Genomic DNA, 24,209 nt, shown 5'->3' with positions numbered 1-24,209 from the left:
GTTGTGGGACGGGCGCTACAGACCCAGCTGGCGGATCGACTCCGCGCGCATGTCGACCTTGCGCACCTTGCCGGTCACGGTCATGGGGAATTCGTCGACCACCCGGACGTAGCGGGGAATCTTGTAGTGGGCCAGCTTGCCGGTGGCGAACTCCCGCACCGCGGCGGCGTCGAGGGGCTCGGCGCCGGCGCGGACCATGATCCACGCGCAGATCTCTTCGCCGTACTTCTCGTCGGGCACGCCGATCACCTGGACGTCGTCGATATCGGGATGGGAGTGCAGGAACTCCTCGATCTCGCGCGGGTACACGTTCTCGCCGCCGCGGATCACCATGTCCTTGATGCGCCCGACGATCTGGCAGTAACCGTCCTCCCGCATGACCGCGAGGTCGCCGGTGTGCATCCAGCCGTCGGCGTCGACGGCCTCGCGGGTTTTGGCCTCGTCGCGCCAGTAGCCCAGCATCACCGAGTAGCCGCGGGTGCAGAACTCGCCGGTCTCACCGCGGGGGACGACGGCGCCGGTGTCGGGGTCGACGATCTTGATCTCGACGTGCGGGTGGGCCCGCCCGACCGTCGCCGTCCGGCGCTCCAGGTCGTCGTCGATCAGGGTCTGGCAGGACACCGGTGAGGTCTCGGTCATGCCGTAGGCGATCGACACCTCGGCGATGTTCAACTCGTCGATGCACCGCTTCATCACCTCCACCGGGCAGGGTGAGCCGGCCATGATCCCGGTCCGCAGCGACGACACGTCCCTACTGGCCAGGTCCGGGTGGCCGAGGACGGCGATGAACATCGTGGGCACACCGTAGAGGCCGGTGCAGCGTTCCTGCTCGATGGCGGCCAGCGTGGCCGCCGGGTCGAAACCGGCCGCCGGGATCACCATGGTCGCACCGTGCGTGGTGCAGCCGAGGTTGCCCATCACCATGCCGAAGCAGTGGTAGAAGGGCACCGGGATGCACAGCCGGTCGTCGGGGGAGAAGTTGATCAGGTCGGTGACGAAGTAGCCGTTGTTGAGGATGTTGCGGTGGGAGAGCACCGCGCCCTTGGGGGAGCCGGTGGTGCCGGAGGTGTACTGGATATTGATCGGGTCCGACGGGCTCAGCGCGGCCATCCGGCCCCGCAGATCCTCGTCGGTGGCGTTGTCGGCCTGCTCCCGAAGCCGGTCCCAGTCCGGCGTGCCGAGGAAGACGACGTCGGCCAGATCAGGGACCTCGGGCCGGACCTCGGCCACCATCGCGCGATAGTCGGATCCCTTGAACTCTGTGGCCGAGAACAACATTCGTACGCCGGAGTGGGTCAGCACATAGGCCAGCTCATGCGTTCGGTACGCCGGGTTGATGGTCACCAGGATGGCGCCGATCTTCGCGGTGGCGTACTGCAGGATCACCCATTCCGCACAGTTGGGGGCCCAGATACCCACCCGGTCACCCTGTTCGATGCCGCCGGCGATCAAACCGCGTGCGATGCGGTTGATCTCGGCGTCCAGTTCGGCGTAGGTCCAGCGTCTACCGGTCGGCACGTCGACCAGAGCCTCGACGCTGGGATGCTGTGCCGCCGTGCGTTCGAAGTTCGCGCCGATGGTCTCCTCGAGCAGGGCGACGGTCTGGTCGCCGGCGGCATACGACGTCGGCGCGTGGTGCTGTTCGCCCACCGTGTCTTTCAGCACGTTCTTGAGGACCTTTCCGTTGGCGTTGCGGGGCAGTGTGTCGACGATGGCGATCCGCCGGGGGCGCTTGTAGCCGGCGAGGTGGATGCGGCAGTGGGTGTCGATCTCGTCGACGGTCGGTGGGTCGTCGGGGTCGCGGGGCACGATGACCGCCAGTGGGGTTTCGCCCCAGGTCGGATCCGGCACCCCGATGACGGCTACCTCGGCAACCTTCGGGTGCGCCGCGACGGCATTCTCCACCTCGGCGCTGTAGATGTTCTCTCCACCCGAGATGATCATGTCTTTCTTCCGGTCGACCACATAGATGTAGCCGTCCTCATCCTGCCGGACCAGGTCGCCGGAATGGAACCATCCGCCGTGAAATGCCTCCGCGGTCTGGGCAGGCTTGTTCCAGTACTCCCGCATCACCAGCGGTCCCTGGTAGACGATCTCGCCGACACTGCCCTGCGGCACGTCGTTCATGTCGTCGTCGACGATCCTGACCTCGACGTTGAGCATGGGCGTGCCCACCGAGCCGATCTTGCGGATCGCGTCCGGCCCGCTGAGCAGACAGGTGATCGGGCTGCACTCGGTCTGACCGAAGGCGGCGATGATCTCGGTGTGCGGGAACGCATCGATCATGCTGTGCAGCAACGTCTTCGACGCCGGTGCCGCGCCCCACCAGATCCGGCGCAGCCGGGAGAAGTCCCAGTCGCCCAGGCCCTCCGTCGAGCAGACGAGCTGCCACTGGGCCGGTGTCATCCAGCACGAGGTCACCTTCTCCTCGACGATGGTGCGCAGGATCGCCTCCGGGTCGAAACCCGTCGACGGGGGAATGACGACGGTGCCTCCGGTCAGGAACGCGGGCAGCATCCCGGACACCCCGGCGGTGTGGAACAGGGGCGCGACGCCCATCCAGCAGGTGTCGTCGGCGCGGTGCCCCAGTGTGCCGATCGAACTGAACGCGTGCAGGTAGAGGTTGCGGTGGGTCAGCACCGCGCCTTTCGGGGATCCGGTGGTGCCCGAGGTGTAGACGATGAATGCCGGATCCTCGTCGCCGACGTCGACGAGCACGGGTTCGGGGCTCGATCCGTCGATCACCTCCTGCAGGTCACCACCGATGGTCAGGACGGTGTGCACCGAAGTGGCCGACTGCCGGGCCGCATCCAGCACGGGCGCCAGCGCGGCGTCCACCACGACTGCCGACGCACCGCTGTCGGCCAGCAGGTAGGCGATCTCGTCGGCGACCAGGCGGAAGTTCACCGGCACCGCGACCGCGCCGAGACGCAATGCGGCGAGCCAGCTTTCAACCAGGTCCAGACTGTTCATCCCGAGCACGGCGACCCGGTCGCCGCGCCGGATTCCCCGCTGTGCCAGGGCGTTGGCCAGTCGGGTGACCCGCTCGTCCATCGCACCGAAAGTGCTGCGCCGCTGCGGGTCGACGAAGCCGACCTGGTCGGGACGCGCCCGGGCGTGCCGGGCCAGAACGTCGCTCAGCGTGATCCCGGTTGACGCCGAGACGGTCATCGTTGCGTCCTCTCAGTGCGGGCTAGATGCCGATGCGATCGGCGAGCAGGGCCCGGTTGTGGCTACTGCTGCCGAATAACGCCTCGGTGGTCTTGGCGCGGCGGAAGTACAGGTGCAGGTCGTGCTCCCAGGTGAACGCGATGCCGCCGTGTACCTGGATGGCATTGGCCACGCAGAGCCTGAACGTGTCGGCAGCCTGGGCCTTCACCAGCGGTGCGGCGACGGCCAGTTCGGCGGGGTCGTCGGCGGTCATCGCCGCAAACATCACCGCCACCCGGGTTGCGTCGATCTCGATCAGCATGTCGGCGCACATGTGCTTGACCGCCTGGAACGATCCGATCGGACGATCGAATTGTGTTCTGCTACGGGCGTAGTCGACGGAGAGGTCCAGGCAGGCCTGCGCGCCGCCGAGCATCTCGGCGGCCAGCAGCACCCGGGCGGCGTCCTGTGCCCGGTCCCGGGCGTCCGGTGTCCCGGCGAGGATTTCGGCCGCCGCCGCCTGCAGTGTCACCCGGGCGACCGGGCGGGTGATGTCGAACGAGGGGAGTTCCTCGACACTGACCTCGATCGAGTCGGCGGCCACGACGGCGAGCACCACCGAGTCGTCGAGGACGGCGGGGACCACGATCTCGTCGGCCAGATGTCCGTGCAGCACGGGGCTGCACACACCGGTCAGCAGAAGACCGTCCGCGGTGCGCTCGGCGTTCACCGGGGCGGTGTCGGCGAACGTCGCGATGCGCGCCCCACTGAGTAATCGGGGCAGCAGGCGGTGTCGCTGCTCCTCGTCTCCGGCGAGGAGGATCGCGTTCACCGCGTACATGTGGGTGGCCAGCGGCGTCGGTGTCAGCGCGCGTCCGAGTTCTTCGAACGCGATACTCGACTCGACCAGGGTGGCACCCACTCCGCCGTATTCGACGGGCACGTGCAGCCCCGGCAGCTCGAGTTCCCGGCAGAGCCGCTGCCACAGCCGTTCGTCGTGACCGGTGTTGCCGGCGATCTGCCGGACCCGGGCCAACGGCGCGGTGTCCTGAAGGAAGTCGCGGACCGACTGCCGGAAGTCCTCCTGGTCGGTGTCGTACTGGAAGTCCATCTCAGCGTGGTTCCTTCGGAAGTCCCAGGAGCTGTTCGCCGATCACGTTGCGCTGGATCTGCGAGCTGCCGGCGTAGATGGTGGCCGCGCGCGCGTACACCAGTTCGTCGAGCCAGGCCGAGGCACAGTTCGGTGTTCCGGCCGCCGGCATGATCAGCGCAGCTCCGTTGCCCGGTCCCTCGGTGCACAGGGCGTCGAGTCCGAGGATCTCGACGGCGAGTTCGGTGTAGCGGCGGAAGTATTCGCTCCAGATCACCTTGTTCACCCCGGCTTCCACGCCCGGACGCTGCCCGTTGAGCAGTCGTGTCAGCCCGCGGTAGCCCTGGTAGCGCAGGATCTGAACCCGCGAATAGCACCATGCCAGTTCGTCGCGGATCAGGGGATCGGTGTTCTTGCCGCGTTCGGTCGCCAGTGCTCGTAGCCGGTCCAGTCCGCGGCCGAATTCGATGGCTGCGGTGGTGATCTGGGATCCGCGCTCGAATCCGAGCACCGTCATCGCGGCGGCCCACCCGCCGCCGACCCCGCCGAGCACGTCGGCGGCACGGGCGCGGGCGTCGGTGAAGAACACCTCGGAGAACGATTCGTGCCCGGCCGCGTTCACGATGGGCCGGACCACCACACCGGGCTGGTCGACGGGGACCAGCAGCATGGACAGACCCTTGTGCTTAGGGGCGTGCGGATCGGTCCGGGCGAGCACGAAGATCCAGTTCGCCGTCGGACCCGCCGAGGTCCAGATCTTCTGCCCGTTGATCACCCATTCGTCGCCGTCCAGGACGGCCCTGGTGCGCACCGACGCCAGATCTGAGCCGGCTTCCGGCTCGGAGAAGCCCTGGCACCAGCGATCTTCGCCGGACAGGATGCGCGGCAGGAAGTGGCCCTTCTGCTCTTCGGTGCCCAGCGCGATCATGGCATTGCCGAGCAGGTCGATCCCGAACATGTCGTTCTCTTCGCGTTCGGGCGCCCCACCGAGGGCGAACTCCTCAGCCAGTACCGCCTGCTCGATGGCCGACAGTCCGCCGCCGCCGTACTGCCGGGGCCACGAGACCGCGGCCAGGCCACGGTCGGAGAGGATCTTGCGCCACTGGTGGCGCAGTTCGTCGCGCTCCTCGGCGGGCAGCGCACCCGGGCCGGACCAATCGGCAGGCAATGCCTCGGCCAGGAAGGCCCTGATGTCCTGACGGAACGTTTCGGCTGCGGGCGGGTAGTCGATGTCCACGTGTTCTTCGCTCCGGGTTCAGGGACGGTTCTTGTCGGCGGGCAGGATCTCCGGGGCGAGGCGCCAGTCCTCGAGCCCGTACTCCACGGTGCCGATGCCCAGCGGATCGCCGGTGAGCTCTGCCCAGTGCGAGTGGTTGAGCTGATGCAGCGAGAAGCACGCGTCCAGGGCGTTGGAAAATCCCATCGCATCAACGCTCTGGTTCACCGATTCCTTGATCAGCAGGGCCGCGATGGTGGGGACCTTGGCGATGCGGGCGGCGAATTCCAGAGTGCGTTCGGACAGTTCATCGGTGCGGAACACCTTGCTGACCATGCCCAGGGCGTGCGCGTCGTCGGCGCTCAGTGAATCACCGGTGAGCAGCAACTCCTTGGCCTTGCGGGGCCCGAACTCCCAGGGGTGGCCGAAGTACTCCACCCCGCACATGCCCAGCCGGGTTCCGACGACATCGGCGAAGATCGTGTCCTCGGCGGCGACGATCAGATCGCAGCACCAGGCCAGCATCAGTCCCGCGGACAGCACCATCCCGTGCACCTCGGCGATGGTGATCTTGCGCAGATTGCGCCACCGCTTGGTGTTCTGGAAGAAGTAGTGCCACTCCTGGCGGTGCCTGGCGTCGGCGCCGGTGAGGGTTCCGCCGTTGCACGCATACGTCGGGTGCTGGCCGGGGCCGGGGGAGCGTTCCCGCACGTCGTCGGAGGAGCCGAGGTCATGGCCGGCCGAGAAGCTCGGACCGGCTCCGCGCAGGATCACCACGCGCACGGTGTCGTCCTCTTCAGCGAGTTCGAACGCCTGCCCGAGTTCGACGAGCATCCCCCGGTTCTGCGCATTGCGCTGCTTCGGGCGGTCGAGCGTGATGACGGCGATCCGGCCGCCGCCGGATTGATTTCCCGGGTCGCTGCGCTCCTGCCCGCCGATGACCTCGTAGGAGATGTAGTCGAAATGCTGCACGAATGCTCCCTTCCCTTGCCGCGGGTGACCGCCGCTGATGCTGCACGCTACGCGGCTCCGCGCAATTATGTCCATAGTCGATACGGCAATTTCTGGCCCTAATGAGACACATATGACGAAGAAAATTGCAACTTGCGCCGAACGAAGTATCTTGCTAGTACTGTGTTGTACGTCGCATCTGATGTGCCACGCGCGGTCGTTCGACCACTACCGAGAGGGTTCACCATGGAGATCGGACTGTTCCTGATGCCGGCGCATCCGCCGGAGCGCAGCCTCTACGACGCGACCCAGTGGGACCTGGAACTCATCGAGCTCGCCGATCAGCTGGGCTACGTGGAGGCGTGGGTCGGTGAACACTTCACCGTCCCGTGGGAACCGATCTGCGCCCCCGACCTCCTGCTGGCCCAGGCGCTGCTGCGGACCAAGAACATCAAGCTGGCCCCGGGCGCACACCTGCTGCCCTACCACCACCCAGTCGAGCTGGCGCACCGCGTGGCCTACTTCGACCACCTGGCCCAGGGTCGCTTCATGCTCGGCGTCGGCGCCAGTGGCATCCCCGGGGACTGGGCCCTGTTCGACGTCGACGGCCAGAACGGCGAGCACCGGGAGATGACCCGCGAAGCCCTCGAGATCATGCTCAAGGTCTGGACCGACGACAAACCCTGGGAGTTCCGCGGAAAGTACTGGAACGCCAACGGGATTGCGCCGATGTTCGAAGGCCTGATGAAACGGCACATCAAGCCGTTCCAGGCGCCTCACCCGCCGATCGGGGTCACCGGATTCAGCGCCGGTTCGGAGACGCTGAAGCTGGCCGGCGAGCGCGGCTATCTCCCGATGAGCCTGGACCTCAACACCGAGTACGTGGCCACCCACTGGGACGCGGTGCTGGAAGGCGCGGCCCGCTCCGGGCGCACTCCCGACCGCAAGGACTGGCGTCTGGTGCGCGAGGTCGTCGTCGCCGAAACCGACGAACAGGCCTTCCGCTACGCCGTCGACGGCATGATGGGCCGCAATATGCGCGAGTACGTGCTGCCGACGTTCCGGATGTTCGGCATGACCAAGTTCTACAAGCACAACCCATCAGTCCCCGACGAGGACGTCACGCCGGAATACCTGGCGGAGAACACCTTTGTGGTCGGGTCGGTCGAGACCGTGGTCGACAAGCTCGAAGCCACCTACGACCAGGTCGGCGGATTCGGCCATCTGCTGATCCTCGGGTTCGACTACCGGGACAACCCGGGACCGTGGAAGGAATCGATGCGGTTGCTGGCCGAGGAGGTCATGCCGCGGCTCAATGCGCGGATCGCCAAGAAGCCGGCCGCCGCGATCGTCTAGCAGAACATCCACCGGGGGCCGACAGGGACGCCGAAAGGACGCTGAAAAGACATGGACATGCAGGCGCGACAGATCACCGTCCGGTATTCGGACGGTACGCACAAGACGATGCCGGCCCGGCCGGACCAGACGGTCCTGGACGCCGCGGAGGAACACGGTGTCGCCATCGTCAACGAATGCCAGAGCGGCATCTGCGGGACCTGCGTGGCCACCTGCACCTCGGGTGCCTACGAGATGGGGCGCACCGAGGGCCTGTCGGAGGTCGAACGCGACGAGCGAAAGATCCTGACCTGTCAGACGTTCGCGTCCTCGGACTGTGTGATCGACTTGCAGTACCCGGCTGACGACAACGCGGCACGGCTGGTCGCCGGCACGGGCACGGTGACCGCCGTCGAGCAGCTGTCGCCGACCACCGCGCTGCTTCGGATGGACACCTCCGAGTTGGGTCCGCTGGCCTATCGGGCCGGGCAGTTCGCCCAGTTGCAGGTGCCCGGCACCACGGCGTGGCGCAACTATTCCTATGCCCACCCCGCGGGCAGGACTGAGGTCGAGTTCATCGTCCGGCTGCTGCCCAGTGGGGCGATGTCGGACTACCTTCGGGATCGGGCCAAGCCGGGCGATCGGATCGCGATGCGCGCCAGCAAGGGCAGCTTCCATCTTCGTCCCGTCGTGCGGCCACTGGTCCTGGTCGCCGGTGGCACCGGGATTTCGGCGATCCTGGCGATGGCCCAGAGTCTCGACACCGACCTGCCGGTCCATCTGGTCTACGGTGCTAGCCACGCCGAAGACCTGTGCAAGCTCGACGACCTCGAGGCGCTGAAGGCGCGGTTGCCCGGGCTGGAAGTGCATACCGTCGTGTCCCGTCCGAACGCAGACTGGGACGGGTCGGTGGGGCGGGTCACCGATCTCCTCGACCCGTCGATGTTCGGCGGCGGTGACGCCGATGTGTACCTGTGCGGTCCGGCGGCCATGGTGGAAGCCACCCGGAACTGGCTGACCGACAACGGCATTCACGGAACGGGGCTGTACTACGAGAAGTTCGTTCCGAGCGGCTCGGCCCGGCGCCGCACCGCTGCGCGACTGGACTACACCGCCATCGACGTGGCCGACGTGCGGTCACGGGGTCGGGGCACCGCGGTGGTCATCGGCGGCAGTATCGCCGGGATCGCCGCGGCCAAGGTGCTCACCGAGAAATTCGACCGGGTCATCGTCCTGGAGAAGGACGCTCCGCACACCCGTCGCGAGGGCAGGCCGGGCGCAGCGCAGGGGTGGCATCTGCACCACCTGCTGACCGCCGGGCGGATCGAATTGGAGCGGTTCTTCCCCGGCATCATCGACGATATGGTGCGCGAGGGCGCCTTCGACGTCGACATGGCCGCCCAGTACCGGATCCGCCTCGGCGGCGAATGGAAGAAGCCCGGCACGGGTGACATTCAGATCGTCTGCGCGGCAAGGCCGTTGCTCGAATGGTGCGTCCGGCGACGGCTCGACACTGAACCGCGGGTGACGTTCCGCTATGACGCCGAGGTCGCCGACCTGGTCTATGACCGTAGCGGTGATGCGATCATTGGGGTTGCCATCGCCGGCGACGGTGACGAACTCGAGGTGGTGCCTGCCGAATTCGTGGTGGACGCCTCGGGCAAGAACACCCGTGTCCCGGAGATCCTGGATCGCCTGGGTATCGGTTCGCCCGAGGTCGAGCAGGACATCATCAACTGCTTCTATTCCACGATGTTCCACACGGTCCCTCCGGAGCGGCAGTGGGACGACAAGGTGATGGTCATCTGCTACGCCTACCGGCCGTTCGAGGACACCTACGCCGCGCAGTACTACACCGACAGCACGCGGACCACGCTGTCCACCACGCTTGTCGCCTACAACTGCTACTCGCCGCCGCGCACGGCCGCGGAATTCCGTGAGTTCGCCAAGCAGATGCCGTCTTCGGTGATCGGGGACAACATCGACGGCCTGGAGCCGGCGTCGCCGATCTACAACTTCCGCTACCCGAACATGCTGCGGTTGCACTACGAGAAGAAGCGCAACCTGCCCAAGGCACTGCTGGTGGTCGGCGACGCCTACACCAGCGCGGACCCGGTGTCCGGCCTGGGGATGACCCTGGCGCTCAAGGAAGTTCGGGAGATGCAGCTGCTGCTGGACAAGTATGGGCCCAGCGATCCCCGGCTGCCTCGGCGGTACTTCCGCACCATCGCCAAGATGGCCGACACCGCCTGGTTCGTCATCCGCGAGCAGAACCTGCGTTTCGACTGGCTCAAGGATGTCGAGAAGAAGCGTCCGTTCTACTTCGGGGCGCTCACCTGGTACATGGACCGGGTGATGGAGTTCGTCCACGACGATCCCGACACCTACAACGAGTTCCTCGCCGTGGTGCACCTGGTCAAACCCGCGGCGGCGCTGATGACCCCGCGGGTGGCCTCACGGGTGATCGGAAAATGGGCGCGCACCAAGCTTTCCGGGCAGAAGACGCTCATCGAGCGCAACTATGCCGATCGCGGTGTCCCACCGGTCGGCATCGTCGTGCCGGCCGATGACGCGCTCGCGGCCGCCGGACGCGGCCAGTAAAGCCAGAGACAAGGAGCGACATGATCCACACAATGCTGAACTGCCGCGGGACCCGCATCCACGCCGTGGAGGAGGGGGAGGGGCCCCTGGTCATCCTGGTGCACGGCTTCCCCGAATCGTGGTACTCGTGGCGTCACCAGATTCCTGCCCTGGCCAACGCCGGTTACCGGGTGGTGGCCATCGACCAGCGCGGGTACGGCCGCTCCTCGAAGTACCGGGTGCAAACCGCCTACCGGATCAAGGAATTGGTGGGCGACATCGTGGGCGTGATCGACGCCTACGGGGAGAAACAGGCGGTGGTGGTGGGCCACGACTGGGGCGCCCCGGTCGCCTGGACCTTCGCCTGGCTGCATCCGCAGCGCTGCCGGGGTGTGGTGGGGATCAGCGTGCCGTTTGCCGGCCGCGGGGTGATCGGTCTGCCCGGAAGCCCGTTCGGCGAGCGGCGGCCCAATGACTATCACCTGGAGCTGGCCGGACCCGGAAAGGTCTGGTACCAGGACTACTTCTCCGAGCAGGACGCCATCATCACCGAGATCGAGGAAGACCTGCGCAGCTGGCTGCTCGGCCTCACCTATACGGTGTCGGGGCAGGGCATGATCGCCGCCACCGAGGCGGCAGTGGCGGCCGGTGTCGATCTGACCGCGATGAGCCCGATCGAGGTGATTCGTTCCGGGCCGCTGTGCATGGAGGAGGGGGCGCGGCTCAAGGACGCCTTCGTCTACCCCGATCCGATGCCGGAGTGGTTCACCGAGGCCGACTTGGACTTCTACACAGCTGAATTCGAGCGCTCCGGGTTCGGCGGGCCGCTGAGCTTCTATCACAATATCGACAACGACTGGCATGATCTCGCCGACCAGGAGGGCACGCCGCTCACGCCGCCCGCACTGTTCATCGGCGGCCAGTACGACGTCGGCACCACCTGGGGGGCCGAGGCCGTCGAACGTGCCGACGAGGTGATGCCGAACTACTGCGGCACCCACATGATCGCCGATGTGGGGCACTGGATTCAGCAGGAGGAACCCAAGGAGACCAACCGGCTGCTGCTCGACTTCCTGGGCGGGTTGCGTTAGTGGAGCTGCGCCCCTGTCCCACCGACGGCGCCGAGCTGCGGAAGGTGTTCGGCTGCTTCCCGTCCGGCGTGGCCGCTGTGTGTGCCATGACCGACGGGGTGCCCGTCGGGATGGCGGCCAGCTCGTTCACCTCGGTGTCGGTGGATCCGCCGCTGGTGTCGGTGTGTGTGCAGAACACCTCGACCACCTGGCCGGTGCTGCGGGTCGCACCCAAGTTGGGGCTCAGCGTGCTGGCCGAAGAGCACGGTGAGGTCTGTATGAGTCTGTCGCGCAAGGTCGGTGACCGGTTCGCCGGTGTGCACTGGGAGTCCCTGCCCGGGGGGAGCGTGCTGGTCCACGGTGCCAGTGCGTGGCTGGACTGCTCCTTGTACAGCGAGATCCCCGCCGGTGACCACAGCATCGTCGTTCTGCAGGTCGGTGCGCTCGGCGCTGACCCGGCTACCCCGCCGCTGGTGTTCCACGGCAGCCGATTTCGACGGTTGGCCGCCGTCGGTCACGAGGAGTCCAGATGAGAACCGCCCATGGGCGCGTGCGCCGCGCCATCTCGGCAGTGGCGATGGGACGCGCCGTGGTGGTGGTCGACGAGACCGCCGCCCAGGGCTACCTGATGTACGCGGCTGACGCCGCGACACCGGCCCTGCTCGCCTTCACCGTGCGGCACACCTCGGGCTACGTCCGGGTCGCCCTGCCCGCCGAGGACTGCGAGCGACTCGACCTGCCGCCGATCTGCCTGCAGCCGACGGCCTCCACATCATCGGCGGCGCACCGGGTTGCGGTGGACGCCTGTGGAGTCGGTACCGGAATCTCGGCCACCGATCGCGCCCTCACGATCGCGACCCTGGCTGCCGCTGACGCCACCGCCGCCGACTTTCGCAGGCCCGGTCACGTGGTGCCGGTGCTGGCCGGACCGCACGGGGTTCTCGATAGCCGGGCCGGTGGCGCGGAGGCGGCGATCGACCTCGCTACCCTCGCCGGTCGGCGGCCGTCCGGTGTGCTGTGTGAGATTGTCTCGCAACGTCATCCGGCCGGGATGGCTGATGACGCTGAGCTCGCGTCGTTCGCGGAGGCACACCGGTTGCCGATGGTGTCGATCGCCGAGATCGCCGCGTACCGGCGCCGGCTGGAACCGCAGGTGATGCGTTGCGCGGAGACCGCACTGCCGGCTGCTGCGGGTGATTTTCGTGCTGTCGGCTACCGCGGCGTGCGGGACGACTGCGAGCACCTTGCGATACTGGCCGGGCCCGCCGGCGCCGATGCTCCCATGCCGTTGCACGTGCACGTCGAATGTCTCAGCGGTGATGTGTTCGGATCGATGGCCTGCCGATGCGGCCGGGACCTGGATGCCGCCGTCGCGGCGATGAACGCGACGGGTTCGGGCATGATCATCTACCTGCGCCTGCCCGGCGCGCGGGCGTGCGGTGTGTTCTCCGATGGGCACACGGACGTGGGCCGGGTGTCGGAGACGGTCGCCTGGATTCTGCGCGATCTCGGCGTCTACACGGTCAGGCTCGACGACGATGCACCGGAACTCGGGCTTCTGATGTTCGGGGCGATCCGCGAGCATGGACTGTGTGTCGAATCGCGCCCGTCGGTGTGGTCGGCGGCCGGATGAGAAGCGCTCCAACGCACGGGAACACGAGGTAGCAGGATGGCTCACCCAGACCTGGCAGGCAAGGCGGCGATCGTCACCGGCGCGGGCGCCGGAATCGGCCTGGCCATCGCCCAGCGGTTGGCCGACGAAGGTGCCCGGGTGCTGTGCGCCGATATCAATGCCGAAACCGCCGAGAAAGCCGCTGCGGCGATCGGCGGCGGTGCGGTCGCTCATCGCGTCGACGTCAGCGACGAAGACCAGGTGATCGCGATGGTGCAGGCGTGCGTCGAGGCGTTCGGCGGTGTGGACAAACTGGTTGCCAATGCCGGCGTGGTCCACTTCGCGCCTCTGCTGGAGACCACGGTGGAGGATTTCGACCGGATCATGAGGATCAACCTGCGGGGCGCGTGGCTGTGCACCAAGCACGCGGCACCGCGGATGATCGAGCGCGGTGGTGGTGCGATCGTGAACATGTCCTCGCTCGGCGGTCTGGTGGGTGCGGGCGGAACCTCGGCCTACGGCATGTCCAAGGCCGGCATCATCCATCTCAGCCGCATCACCGCAGCCGAATTACGTTCGGCCAACATCCGTTCCAACGCGCTGCTCCCGGCGTTCGTCGACACGCCCATGCAGCAGACGGCGATGACGATGTTCGACGAGGCCCTCGGCGAGGGCGGCGCCACCGGCATGATCGGGCGCCTGCAGGGCCGGATGGCCGGTCCCGAGGAGATGGCGGGGGTGGTGGCCTTCCTGCTGTCCGACGATGCCGCCATGGTCAACGGGACGGCCCAGCTGGCCGACGGCGGAACCGTCGCCGCGCTGTGGTGATCGGCTCAGCCCTCGGCGGCGGCCTGACTGGTCAGGATCGACATCGCGATCGCCGTCATCTCCTCGGCCACGTCCGTTCGCTGGGTCAGATGCCAGGTGCGGGCGACGTCCTCGATGAAGCTGACGGCCGCGGCGACCAACAGGCGGGCCTCGGCCGCCCCGGTCTCCGGAACAGCCTTGCGCAGCAGGTCGATCCACAGCCCATCGCGGTCGGATTGGTTCCTGACGAACACTTCTCGGACTTCGGCGGAGGCATAGGGGAGTTCGGTGATCGACACCGCCACGAGGTCCGGATTCTCCAGCGAGATCCTGACCCGGCCCGCCACCAGCCCGCGCAGCCGCTCGGCCGCCTCGGCGTCGGTGCGGGCCACCCGGATGCACTCCAGCGCCGACCACTCATCGAATCGGGTCAGCAGGGTGTCGAGGATCGCCTGTTTGGACGAGAACGACCGGTACAGACCGGGGCCGGCGATGCCGACCTTCTTGCCGATGTCACTGGTGCTGACGGCGGGAAAGCCCTGGGCGCGAAACAGGCGGGCCCCGGCCGCGAGCAGCGTCTCATGGCGGGAGAACAGGGCGCCCTCGGTGTCGCGCGTGCCCTCGATCGGCTCGAGGTCGCCCACGACGGGTGTCCGGGCGGCCGCGCTGCACGCCCGCCGCAGGAGTTCGGTGAGGTCGTCCCGCGGCAGGGTGAGGTGGTGTCGGCCCAGACTGGTCATGGTGCTCGAGACCGCCCACGCCCGTAATTCCGAGTGGCGCGGCCCGAGGTCGGGAACCTCCAGCCGGACGCTGGCTTCCATCCCCGCGACGATGGTGTTGATCCGGGAGCGGACATCGGCACGGTCTGCCGCGTTGAGGTAGCGCGCTTCACGCTGCCAGAGCACGGTCAGCGCGCGCGTGGTGATCGCCGCGGAGATCAGATCCGGAAGCTCGGCGTCCAGAGGACGTGCGGCGGCGTCTCCACGCGGACCATCGGGATCACGGGCGTGCAGATAGTTGTCCTGCGCGGTGCGGATCACGGCCGCCAACAACGCCTGCTTGTTGTCGTAGTGCCGGTACAGCGCACGGGCGGTGACGCCGGCGGCCTCGGCGATGTCCTCGAGCTTGACCGAATGGAAGCCGCGTTCGGTGAACAATTGCACGGCCTGCTCGAGAATCTGCTCTTTGCGGTCCTTGGGCCTGCGCTTGATGGCCGGGGCGGCTGTCTGCATCTGTCGGTGCCCCTTCCTGTCGGCCTACCGGCACACATCTTCCCAGATTGGCCGGTTCGGTCAAGGTGAGCGTATCGAAAGAGTACATATTTCTTGCTCGAATCTCTCTGTAATGCAGAAAGCTGGCGTAGTTCGGAGATACGTGTCGTACTAGCCATAGACATAATGGGATCAGCCGAGTACTCTCGCGGTGGTGATCGGTCGTCTCGATGCGGTGGCTAAAGCTCCCAGCGAGACTGCTCTGAGCCACCTGCCGGCGGTTGTCGGTGGCACCAACCCGGCGCACTCCGACGTGCCGGAGCGGGCGATCGGCGAGCTGACGCATGCGGTCGGTGGTGTCCAGCAGGCCTTCGACAAGCTGATGTCCGCCTCCTCGGCGGATGACGTCTGCGCGCTGGCGCCCGAAGCGGCCACCCTGATGGGATTCAGCCGCGCGTTGTTCTCCCGCGTCGATCACGGAATCTGGTTGACGCAACACGCTTTCGCGGTCCACGATCCCGAATTCGCCGAGCAGCTGGTGGCTTTCGGAACCGCCCATTCGCGACGGCTCGCGGGGCAGCTACTCGAGTCCGAGATGCTGTTCACCGGCAACCCGATCCTGGTGCGCGATGCCCAGAGCAATCCCCGGGTGTACCGAAGACTGGCGCGGTTCGCCCGGACCACCGACTACGTGGCGGCTCCTGTGCATGTGTGGGGCCATCCCGTGGGAATGATCCACGCCGACCGATATCCCGACCTCAATGCCGACGACATCGACCGGCGTCTACTGGGGCTCTATTCCCGCGGGCTGGGGCTGGCGATCGAACGTGCGCAACTCGCCGACCGGTTACGGGTGATCAACGAGGCATCAGCGTCGTTCGGTCACCGTGTGGACGAGCAGGCTTCGGCGGCGCCCCAGGTCCGGCTGGCCGCGGTGTCCTCACTGGCCGGAGCCGAACCGGCCACCGACCGGCTGTCATTGCGTGAGTGGGACGTGCTGCGCAGCATCGCGCTGGGCAAGACCAACGCCCAGATCGCAGCCGGGCTGTTCCTGACGGAGAACACGGTCAAGGTTCACGTCAAGAGAATCTTGCGCAAGCTCGGGGCCTCGAATCGGACCGAAGCCGCCGGCCTATATCACCGACTGACCCGGCGCGGACCGTGACGGTGTACGGAAGAAGTGACGGTAGGGAAATGTCTCGAGTGACGTGGGCGCGATCAACGCGTGCCACGTCGGGGCGACGAATGGGCTTACTTGTGTGCAGGCCGCTTCAGCAGGTACTGAAGCCATCGAACATCGAGCAACATGACCCCAAAGGTAGGGGCGGAAATTAAGGTACCGGCCTTCCAGCGCTAACAGGTCGCTAAGAATTTTTGCCAGAGCGTCATTAGCTTCGGGGTGGGTCCGGGCCGCCGGTGACGGTCTAGCTGCCGAGCCGCTGTTCAGGCGGCGTCGACGGCACTCGTGGGCGCCGCTCCGAATACGCACCACTCGTTGCCGGCTGGGGTACCGCGCCGTTGGCTCAGATGAGGCCGGCCACTTCCGCGATCTGGTCCACGCTGTGCGCACCAATGACCATCATCGTCACGCCGGCCTTGCTCCACTCGGCGATCTGGCGACGCACATACTCAATGTCGCCGACGATGGCGGAGTCGTTGACCAGCTCGTCGGGTACCGCCTTGGCCGCGTCGTCCTTGCGTCCGGTGCGGAACAGCTTGGTGACATCGTCGACCACCTCGGCGTAGCCCATCCGCCGGTACAGGTCCGCGTGGAAGTTCGTGTCCTCGGCTCCCATGCCGCCCATGTACAGGGCGAGCACGGGCTTCATCCTGTCGAAGACAGCAGCGCGGTCGTCGGTGACCACGACCTGTGCGGTCGCGCAGATCTCGAAGTCCTCGCGCGAGCGCCGCGCGCCGGGCCGGGCGAAGCCCTCGTCAAGCCATTCGTTGTACATGCCGGCCAGTCGCGGGAAGTAGAACAGTGGGAGCCAGCCGTCGCAGATCTCGGCGGCCAGCGCCACGTTCTTGGGTCCCTCCGCACCGAGCATGATCGGGATGTCGGCCCGCAGCGGATGAACAATCGACTTCAGCGGCTTGCCCAATCCCGTGGCACCCTCACCGGTCAGTGGCAGCGGGTAGTGCGGACCGGGACTGCTCACCGGTGCTTCCCGCGCCCACACCTGACGCACGATGTCGATGTACTCACGGGTGCGCGCCAACGGCTTTGCGAATCGCTGCCCGTACCAGCCCTCGACCACCTGCGGTCCCGAGACACCCAGCCCCAGGATGTGGCGACCCCCGGAGAGGTGATCCAAGGTCAGTGAGGCCATTGCACATGCGGTGGGCGTGCGCGCTGACAGCTGCGCCACCGACGTGCACAGCCGCATCCGCTGAGTTTGGCGCCCCCACCAGGCCAGCGGGGTGAAGGCGTCGGAACCCCACGCCTCGGCGGTGAACATCGTGTCGAAGCCGGCCTTCTCGGCGGCGGCGACGAGTTCGGCATGGTTCGCCGGCGGCTGGGCACCCCAATAGCCCAGCTGTAGACCAAATTTCACGTGGACCTCTAGTACGACCGTGGCAGGGACAAGGTGTGCTGTGCGACGTAATTCAGAACCATCTCCCGGCTGACCGGAGCGATGCGCAGCAAGCGGGCCAGGCCCCACTGGGGCAGCAGCCCGTACTCGGTGGATAGCCCGTTCCCGCCGTGCACCTGGATCGCGTGGTCGGCGGCCTGTACGGCGGCTTCGGCGGCGGCGTACTTCGCCATGTTGGCGGCCTCCCCTGCGGGCAGTCCCTCGTCGAAGAGCCAGGCGGCCTTCATCGTCATCATGGCGGCGAGCTCGACGGCGATCTGGGCTTGGGCAAGCGGGTGTGCGATCGCCTGATAACTGCCGATCGGCGGCCCCCACACCGCACGCGTGCGGGCGTAGTCGGCGCCTCGCCGCACCGCATGCCGCCCGACGCCGACACAGACCGCCGCCCCGGTGATCCGCTCAGGATTGAGCCCGTCGAAGACCTGGCGGAATCCCTCGTGTTCGGTACCCACCAGACTGGCCGCCGGGACTCGGACATTGTCGAAATGCAGGGTGAACTGTTTTTCCGGAACCGAAATCCCCACCGGCAGCCGGTGCTTCACCAGTCCCGGCGCATCGGTAGGCACCAGGAACAGGGAGAGCTTCTCGGCGGCTGTCCGGGTGACGACGATCAGTGCCTCGGCCTCGTCGACACCGGAGATGTAGTACTTGGTGCCGTTGAGGAGATAGTCGGAGCCGTCACGAACCGCTGTGGTGCTGATCTGACGGCTGTTGGATCCGGCGTTGGGTTCGGTGATGGCGAAGACGACCTTGGTATCGCCGGAAGCCATGCGGGGCAGCCATTCTCGGCACTGCTCAGCAGTGCCATATCGGGCTAGAAGTTCCCCGGAAATGGCGCTCGAGACGAGTAGCAAGAGAAGCGGGCACCCGTTCGTGGCAGTCTCTTCGCACACGATGGCCAGCTCCACCATGCCGGCGCCCCCACCGCCGTAGTGCTCGGGGAAATTGATCCCGATGAATCCGTGCCCGCCGAGGTCACGCCACAACTCGGTGGTTGGTTCACCGGCCGCGGCGCGTTCGGCGAAGTAGTCGTGCCCGTAGCGCTGGGTGACCGCGGCGACGGCCTTGCGGAGGTCACTGTGTTCGGGAGATTCGGAGAGGTCCATCAGCTCACCGGCCCGTGGTCATCGCGGCACCGCCCGGCGGCTGGGTGCGCCGGCGAACACCTGCGCGATATCCAGCCAGCGGGGCGCTACCCGGCCGTTGGCCTCCAGGTCCGTCTCCGTCCAGTGCCGTCGCTGCGTGACGGTGAGCACGAAATCCTCAGCGGTACCGACGACTTCGTCGGCGGCCTCATCCGGACCCCATGACCAGATCTCGCCGTCGGGGGAGTGCAGCGTGACCCGGACCGGCTGCTCGGGTACCTCCAGACCGTTGAGCGTGTGCGCGAAGGCGAAGGTGGCCACCCCAAGGTGGGCGATGCTGCGCAGGCCGCGGCTGGGCGGGTGGGGAAGGCCCAGTGCGTCGTAGACGTCTTGGCCGTGGGCCCAGGTTTCCATGAGTCGTGCGGTCGCCGACGATGCCACGCTCATGTCCGGTCCGAACCACGGGAGACGCCGTCGTGGGTCGTCGTCCTCGAAGGCGGACAGCAAGTGCTCGCGGGCGCCGAGGAACCAGTCGAGAAGGCTCGGCGCGGGCATGCCACGGTATTCGGCAGCGATTCGGTCAGGGAAGTCCATACCGCCGGCCATCAGCCGATCCGCCTCGGTCCGGAACTGGTCGGCATCCTGCATGGCCAGCCGCGCAGTGTCGTCGAAGAAGGCCAGATGGCTTACTTGGTCGCGGATGGCCCACCCAGGAGCGGGGGTGGCCAGGTCCCACTGCGGTGGGCTGAGTTCACGCAGATGTGCGATCAGGTGCCCGGACTCCTGGCGCAGATCCTCGAGTAAGCCTGGATAGTCCAGCGCCATCAGCGTCCCTTTCCGACCGGGACGACTGGCGAGCAGTCCTCGCGGTCACTGTTCATTGCGCGTCGTCCGCGCTGACGACGGCCAACACCTGACCGGATTCGACCTGGTCTCCGGCGGTCACCGAGATCGTGGTGACCACGCCATCGGCAGGTGCCCGCACGGTGTGCTCCATCTTCATGGCCTCCAGCACCAGGATCGGGGTACCGGCCTGCACCCGGGTGCCCTGAATAACCTCGATGCGTACGACCGCCCCCGGCATGGGTGCCATCAGCGAGCCGGCTTCGGCGTTGGCGGATGGGTCGGGGAACCGATCCACTTCGCGTAGCGCCGTCGAGCCGAGCGAGCTGTCGATGTAGTGATGGGATCCGTCGCGGATCACCGTGTACCGCCGACGTATTCCGTCGACCTCGGCATCGACCACTGTGGCCGAGGCCGCCACGATGCGGCTGGAGATTGCGCGCCCCGCGACCGTCGCGGTGAGGTGACCTCGACGGAAGCGATAGGCGACATCGATGGTCGTTTCGCCATGGATGAAGCTGACCCGCTGGTCGGCACTGGGCAGGGTGCGAAATCCCGAGGGCAGTCCGGGCAGAACCTTTGTCGCCGTTCGGCGCTGCGCCTGATCTGCCACCGCGGCGACCAGGGCGTGGATGGCCGAAACCTCGGCGTCATCGGATCCGGCGAGCGCGCCGGGATCGTGGCGCTGCAGATAACCGGTGTCGATGGCTCCCGAGCGGAACTCCGGTTCGCGCAGAATGCCGATCAAGAGGTCACGGTTTGTCGCTACGCCGTGGACCCGCGTCTCGGCCAGGGCCCGTGCCAGCCGCGCACAAGCGTCCTCACGGGTGTGGCCGTATCCGATCACCTTGGCCAGCATGGGATCGTAGAACGTGCTGATCACCGATCCGGACTCGAACCCGGCGTCCACCCGGATACCCGGCAGGTTGGGAAACTGTAGAGTCGTCAGCGTCCCGGACACCGGAATGAACCCTGCTGCAACATCTTCGGCGTAGAGCCGGACCTCGACGGCGTGGCCTCGCGGCTGGACGTCGATCATCTCGTCAGGCAGCGGCTGGCCGGCCGCAACCAGAAGTTGGGCGCGTACCAGATCGATGCCCGTGACCATTTCGGTGACCGGATGCTCGACCTGCAGGCGTGTGTTGACCTCCAGGAAGTAGAAGGATCCGTCGGGTGCCATCACGAATTCGACGGTGCCTGCGCCCTGGTAGTCCAAGGCCTTGCCCGCGGCGACGGCGGCCCGCCCGAGTTCGTCGCGGAGTGTGGCGTCGACAGCAGTGGACGGTGCTTCCTCGATGATCTTCTGGTACCGGCGCTGAATCGAGCACTCCCGCTCGCCGAGGTGCACCACGGTGCCATGGCTGTCGCCGAAGATCTGCACTTCGATATGCCGGGGTGACTCGACGAACTTCTCGAGGAAGACGGTGCCATCACCGAACGCGGAGGCCGCCTCGCGGCGTGCGCTATGGACGGCCTCCACGAGGCTGTGCGCGTCGGCGACGATCCGCATGCCGCGCCCGCCGCCGCCGAACGCGGCCTTGACCAGGATCGGGTAGCCAATGGCTGCGGCGGCCGCGGCGAGACCCTCGGCGTCCAGGTCGTCGCCGCTTTCCACCGTTGCGCCGGGCAGGACCGGCACGCCGGCCTGCGCCATCAGGTCTTTGGCGGCGATCTTCGATCCCATGGCCGTGATCGCTGCCGGACTGGGCCCCACGAACATCAGGCCCTGCTTGGCGCACGCCGCCGCGAAATCAGCGTTCTCCGAGAGGAATCCGTAACCGGGGTGGATCGCGTCCGCTCCGGTGAGTTCGGCGGCAGCCAGCACCAGGTCGGCACGGAGGTAGGTGTCGGCCGGTGCCGTACCGGGCAGGTGTACCGACTCGTCGGCCGCACCGACATAAGGTGCATCGCGGTCCGCGTCGGAGTACACCGCAACGGTGGTGATATCCATTTCTCGCGCCGTGCGGATGATGCGTGCGGCAATCTCGCCGCGGTTCGCAATGAGCAGTTTGGTGATCACGTTTCTCACATCCTGAACACGCCGAAGCCACGGCGTCCCTCGATGACGTTGGAGTGTGCGGCTGACAGCGCCATGCCCAGGACCGATCGGGTGTCGCGCGGATCGATCACGCCGTCGTCATAGATGCGCGCCGAGACATAGAACGAGTGAGACTCCCGTTCGATCTGGGCTTCGATCTCGGCGGTCCGTGTCGCATCGGCCAAGTGATCGAACGCGCGCCCGGCGGCTTCGGCGGCTGCCTTACCCACGATCGAGAGCACACCAGCCAGCTGCGCCGCGCCCATCACCGCCAGCTTGGCGTTGGGCCAGCTGAACATGAAGCGGGGGTCGTAGGCCCGCCCGGACATTCCGTAGTTGCCGGCTCCGAACGAGCCGCCCATGTTGACGGTGATGTGCGGGACCGTGCTGTTGGTGACGGCATTGATCATCTTCGCGCCGTCCTTGATGATGCCGCCCTGCTCGTACTCGGTGCCCACCATGTATCCGGTGACGTTCTGCAGGAAGATCAGCGGGGTGTCGGTCTGGTTGGCCAGCAGGATGAATTCGGTTGCCTTCTTGGACTCTTCGGAGAACAGCACACCTCGGGTGTTGGCCAGGATGCCGACCGGGAAGCCATGGATCGACGCCCATCCGGTCGCGATACTGGTGCCCCAGCGCGGCTTGTACTCGGAGAAGCGCGAGCCGTCGACGATACGCGCGATGACTTCCCGCGGGTCGAACGGGATCCGCGAGTCTCCGGAGGCTACTCCGAGTAGTTCGTCGCCGTCGTAGAGCGGGTCGTCGGCAGGCTGGGTGGGTCCGGGCCCGAGCTTGCGCCAGTTCAGGTGGGTGACGATGTCACGCCCGATCCGGATCGCGTCCACTTCGTCGACGGCGAAATAGTCACCGAGCCCGGAGACCCGGGTGTGCATGTCAGCGCCACCGAGTGCCTCGTCGTCGGCATCCTCGCCGGTAGCCATCTTCACCAGGGGTGGGCCGCCGAGGAACACCTTGGCTTGCTTGTCCACGAGGACTGCGTAGTCACACATTCCGGGTACGTAGGCCCCTCCCGCGGTGGAGTTGCCGAACACCAGCGCGATACTCGGAATGCCCATGGCGGACAACTCGGTCAGCTCGTGAAAGATCCGGCCCGCGGGGACGAACAGCTCAGCCTGGGTCGGCAGGTCCGCGCCGCCGGACTCGACGAGATACACCACCGGGAGGCGGTTAACCCGGGCGATTTCCAACGCGCGCAAGTTCTTTCGCAGGGTGTAGGGGTTCATCGTGCCGCCGCGCACGGTGGGGTCGTGGGCGATGATCATGCACTCGGTACCGCTGACGACCCCGATGCCGGTAACGATCGCGGCGCCGACGTTGAACTCGGTACCCCAGGCCGCCAGCGCGGACAGTTCCATGAACGGAGCGTCGCGGTCCACGAGGAGCTCGATCCGCTCGCGAGCCAGCAACCGTCCGCGTTCGTGGTGGCGTTGGACGTACCGGGGACCACCGCCGGCCGCGACGAGTTCAAGTTGCTCGTCCAACGCAGCCACCGCGGCAGACTGCACGTCACGGTTTGACCGATAGGTGTCTGAGTTGGTGTCGACGTCCGTGCTCAAGACCGGCATCTGGATTCCTTGTCCCGGCGGCAGTGTAGATGGGGCCGCAATCGGATAGTGAACGATGAAACACTAAGGTCGCGCGGCTGGATTGCCAATGGAATCCCGATAGTCACCTCTATCTGGTGATACAGACGCTCCGCGGGTGGTAGAGAGGTGCGATCGAGGCTATTCATTGGTCACTAACTGTCGGTAAGCCTGCTCGTACTGGTCGACGAGCATGGCGACAAGCTCCGCGACCTGGGTAACGGCGCGCACTCCTGAGACGCTATGGCCCGCGCTCCATGCCGCACGGTTGGCCAGCAGCTGGTTCTGGTCGAAGCCCGGGTTCGGCTCGTGGCCGGCCGCCTCGGCCTCCTCGACCGTCGTCAGCCAGGCGGCGAGCAGGCTGGCCGGGATACCGCCAACCCTGTTGGACAGCCTGACGTCATCCATGCTCGCGGCGACGACGGCGGCCCGGTAATCGTCCTCGGCCATGCTCTCCTCGGTCGCGATGAAACGCGTTCCGAGATAGACAAGATCGACTCCGAGCGCCTGTGCGGCCACGATCGATCGGCCATCGCTGATGCCACCGGCCAGGACCAGGGGGCCGGAGTAATTCGCGCGAACCGCACGGACGAACGCGAACGGATTGGCCCACCCGGTCTGTCCGCCAGCCCCCGCGGTCAGCAGAACGAGTCCGTCCACTCCGGCCGCGAGCGCCCGCTCGGCATGTCCGAGGCTGGCGACGTCGGCGTACACCTGGGCACCGGTTTCGTGCAGCGGCCCGACGACGGGCTCCGGCGAGCCAACGCTGGTGATGACGAGCTCGACGTGGTGCCGGGTCAGACACTCCAGGTCGGACGCGAGCCGCCGGTTGGTCCGGTGGACCACCAGGTTGGCTGCGACCGGGGCGGAGCCCGGGCGCAGCTCGCCGCCCATGCGGTCCAGCCATTCATCCAGGGCCGCGGAGCTGGGCGCGTTGTGAGTGGGAAACGCGCCGATCACGCCGGATTGGCAGGCAGCGATCACCAGGTCGGGGCCTGAGACGGCGGTCATCGGCGCGGCGAT

At 66.9% G+C, this 24,209-nt stretch carries 18 protein-coding genes and 1 pseudogene; 7 read left to right on the top strand and 12 right to left on the bottom strand.

Features of this window, described 5'->3' with window-relative positions; genetic code table 11:
* Positions 1–15: 15 nt before the first annotated feature.
* The 5 genes and pseudogenes from BN3385_RS29500 to BN3385_RS26295 all read right to left on the bottom strand — a co-directional run bounded on the left by BN3385_RS29500 (position 16) and on the right by BN3385_RS26295 (position 6,467).
* Positions 16–1,650: an AMP-binding protein gene (locus tag BN3385_RS29500; protein WP_059022436.1), complete on the bottom strand. Its 1,635-nt coding sequence runs from the start codon at positions 1,648–1,650 to the stop codon at positions 16–18.
* A pseudogene (locus BN3385_RS29495) lies at positions 1,648–3,171 on the bottom strand (long-chain-fatty-acid--CoA ligase); the annotation flags it as partial. The gene BN3385_RS29500 and the pseudogene BN3385_RS29495, both read right to left, overlap by 3 nt.
* Before the next feature lie 22 nt (positions 3,172–3,193).
* Positions 3,194–4,261 carry an acyl-CoA dehydrogenase family protein gene (locus tag BN3385_RS26305; protein ID WP_059021400.1) on the bottom strand — a complete coding sequence of 356 codons (1,068 nt, stop codon included), beginning with the start codon at positions 4,259–4,261 and terminating at the stop codon, positions 3,194–3,196.
* A gap of 1 nt (position 4,262) precedes the next feature.
* Complete coding sequence (locus BN3385_RS26300) at positions 4,263–5,477, bottom strand: acyl-CoA dehydrogenase family protein (RefSeq protein WP_059021398.1); 1,215 nt, start codon at positions 5,475–5,477, stop codon at positions 4,263–4,265.
* 18 nt (positions 5,478–5,495) lie between these two features.
* On the bottom strand, positions 5,496–6,467 hold the full coding sequence (locus tag BN3385_RS26295) for an enoyl-CoA hydratase (protein ID WP_502688116.1): 972 nt from the start codon (positions 6,465–6,467) through the stop codon (positions 5,496–5,498).
* Between the two features lie 186 nt (positions 6,468–6,653).
* Between BN3385_RS26295 and BN3385_RS26290 the strand changes: the two genes are divergently transcribed.
* Genes BN3385_RS26290 through BN3385_RS26265 form a run of 6 tightly spaced genes read left to right on the top strand, consistent with a single transcriptional unit; the run spans position 6,654 to position 13,832 of the window.
* Positions 6,654–7,763 carry an LLM class flavin-dependent oxidoreductase gene (locus BN3385_RS26290; RefSeq protein WP_059021396.1) on the top strand — a complete coding sequence of 370 codons (1,110 nt, stop codon included), beginning with the start codon at positions 6,654–6,656 and terminating at the stop codon, positions 7,761–7,763.
* A gap of 57 nt (positions 7,764–7,820) precedes the next feature.
* Positions 7,821–10,343 carry a 2Fe-2S iron-sulfur cluster-binding protein gene (locus BN3385_RS26285; RefSeq protein WP_059022434.1) on the top strand — a complete coding sequence of 841 codons (2,523 nt, stop codon included), beginning with the start codon at positions 7,821–7,823 and terminating at the stop codon, positions 10,341–10,343.
* A 20-nt stretch (positions 10,344–10,363) separates the two neighbouring features.
* Entirely contained in the window at positions 10,364–11,413 is a 1,050-nt protein-coding gene (locus BN3385_RS26280) for an alpha/beta fold hydrolase (protein ID WP_059021394.1), read from the top strand.
* The gene (locus BN3385_RS26275; RefSeq protein WP_059021392.1) at positions 11,413–11,925 is read left to right on the top strand and encodes a flavin reductase family protein; all 513 of its coding nucleotides are present in this window, start codon (positions 11,413–11,415) and stop codon (positions 11,923–11,925) included. The genes BN3385_RS26280 and BN3385_RS26275 overlap by 1 nt, the downstream gene beginning before the upstream one ends.
* On the top strand, positions 11,922–13,025 hold the full coding sequence (locus tag BN3385_RS26270; RefSeq protein ID WP_059021391.1) for a 3,4-dihydroxy-2-butanone-4-phosphate synthase: 1,104 nt from the start codon (positions 11,922–11,924) through the stop codon (positions 13,023–13,025). The genes BN3385_RS26275 and BN3385_RS26270 overlap by 4 nt, the downstream gene beginning before the upstream one ends.
* A gap of 36 nt (positions 13,026–13,061) precedes the next feature.
* On the top strand, positions 13,062–13,832 hold the full coding sequence (locus tag BN3385_RS26265) for an SDR family oxidoreductase (protein ID WP_059021387.1): 771 nt from the start codon (positions 13,062–13,064) through the stop codon (positions 13,830–13,832).
* Positions 13,833–13,837: 5 nt separating this feature from the next.
* Here BN3385_RS26265 and BN3385_RS26260 read toward each other — a convergent pair whose 3' ends face one another.
* Complete coding sequence (locus BN3385_RS26260) at positions 13,838–15,043, bottom strand: TetR/AcrR family transcriptional regulator (protein WP_059021385.1); 1,206 nt, start codon at positions 15,041–15,043, stop codon at positions 13,838–13,840.
* A gap of 193 nt (positions 15,044–15,236) precedes the next feature.
* Between BN3385_RS26260 and BN3385_RS26255 the strand changes: the two genes are divergently transcribed.
* Positions 15,237–16,187: a LuxR C-terminal-related transcriptional regulator gene (locus BN3385_RS26255; RefSeq protein ID WP_156432890.1), complete on the top strand. Its 951-nt coding sequence runs from the start codon at positions 15,237–15,239 to the stop codon at positions 16,185–16,187.
* Positions 16,188–16,545: 358 nt separating this feature from the next.
* Here the strand turns inward: BN3385_RS26255 and BN3385_RS26250 are convergent, their stop codons facing one another.
* The 6 genes from BN3385_RS26250 to BN3385_RS26225 form a co-directional block, all read right to left on the bottom strand.
* A complete protein-coding gene (locus BN3385_RS26250) occupies positions 16,546–17,577 on the bottom strand; it encodes an LLM class F420-dependent oxidoreductase (RefSeq protein ID WP_059021382.1) in 1,032 nt (343 codons plus the stop codon).
* A gap of 8 nt (positions 17,578–17,585) precedes the next feature.
* On the bottom strand, positions 17,586–18,722 hold the full coding sequence (locus tag BN3385_RS26245) for an acyl-CoA dehydrogenase family protein (RefSeq protein WP_059021380.1): 1,137 nt from the start codon (positions 18,720–18,722) through the stop codon (positions 17,586–17,588).
* Positions 18,723–18,740: 18 nt separating this feature from the next.
* Positions 18,741–19,526 (bottom strand): TIGR03084 family metal-binding protein, encoded by a 786-nt coding sequence (locus tag BN3385_RS26240; RefSeq protein WP_059021378.1) that lies wholly within the window; start codon positions 19,524–19,526, stop codon positions 18,741–18,743.
* Positions 19,527–19,578: 52 nt separating this feature from the next.
* Complete coding sequence (locus BN3385_RS26235; RefSeq protein ID WP_156432889.1) at positions 19,579–21,564, bottom strand: ATP-binding protein; 1,986 nt, start codon at positions 21,562–21,564, stop codon at positions 19,579–19,581.
* 5 nt (positions 21,565–21,569) lie between these two features.
* Positions 21,570–23,168: an acyl-CoA carboxylase subunit beta gene (locus BN3385_RS26230; protein ID WP_059021374.1), complete on the bottom strand. Its 1,599-nt coding sequence runs from the start codon at positions 23,166–23,168 to the stop codon at positions 21,570–21,572.
* A gap of 159 nt (positions 23,169–23,327) precedes the next feature.
* Positions 23,328–24,197: an NAD(P)H-dependent flavin oxidoreductase gene (locus BN3385_RS26225; RefSeq protein ID WP_231748820.1), complete on the bottom strand. Its 870-nt coding sequence runs from the start codon at positions 24,195–24,197 to the stop codon at positions 23,328–23,330.
* Between the last annotated feature and the right edge of the window lie 12 nt (positions 24,198–24,209).

Source organism: Mycobacterium sp. M26, assembly GCF_001494595.1.
In the GTDB taxonomy this organism is placed as follows: domain Bacteria; phylum Actinomycetota; class Actinomycetes; order Mycobacteriales; family Mycobacteriaceae; genus Mycobacterium.
Note: the sequence above shows the minus strand (reverse complement) of the source record. Positions and strands in the feature narration are given on the sequence as shown.

Bases quoted from the DNA above. Each gene is read 5' to 3' on its own strand.
- BN3385_RS26230 (WP_059021374.1), bottom strand. From the start codon at position 23,168: ATGCCGGTCTTGAGCACGGACGTCGACACCAACTCAGACACCTATCGG.
- BN3385_RS26245 (WP_059021380.1), bottom strand. From the start codon at position 18,722: ATGGACCTCTCCGAATCTCCCGAACACAGTGACCTCCGCAAGGCCGTC.
- BN3385_RS26260 (WP_059021385.1), bottom strand. From the start codon at position 15,043: ATGCAGACAGCCGCCCCGGCCATCAAGCGCAGGCCCAAGGACCGCAAA.
- BN3385_RS26285 (WP_059022434.1), top strand. From the start codon at position 7,821: ATGCAGGCGCGACAGATCACCGTCCGGTATTCGGACGGTACGCACAAG.
- BN3385_RS26225 (WP_231748820.1), bottom strand. From the start codon at position 24,197: ATGACCGCCGTCTCAGGCCCCGACCTGGTGATCGCTGCCTGCCAATCC.
- BN3385_RS26290 (WP_059021396.1), top strand. From the start codon at position 6,654: ATGGAGATCGGACTGTTCCTGATGCCGGCGCATCCGCCGGAGCGCAGC.
- BN3385_RS26265 (WP_059021387.1), top strand. From the start codon at position 13,062: ATGGCTCACCCAGACCTGGCAGGCAAGGCGGCGATCGTCACCGGCGCG.
- BN3385_RS26240 (WP_059021378.1), bottom strand. From the start codon at position 19,526: ATGGCGCTGGACTATCCAGGCTTACTCGAGGATCTGCGCCAGGAGTCC.
- BN3385_RS26305 (WP_059021400.1), bottom strand. From the start codon at position 4,261: ATGGACTTCCAGTACGACACCGACCAGGAGGACTTCCGGCAGTCGGTC.
- BN3385_RS26280 (WP_059021394.1), top strand. From the start codon at position 10,364: ATGATCCACACAATGCTGAACTGCCGCGGGACCCGCATCCACGCCGTG.
- BN3385_RS26270 (WP_059021391.1), top strand. From the start codon at position 11,922: ATGAGAACCGCCCATGGGCGCGTGCGCCGCGCCATCTCGGCAGTGGCG.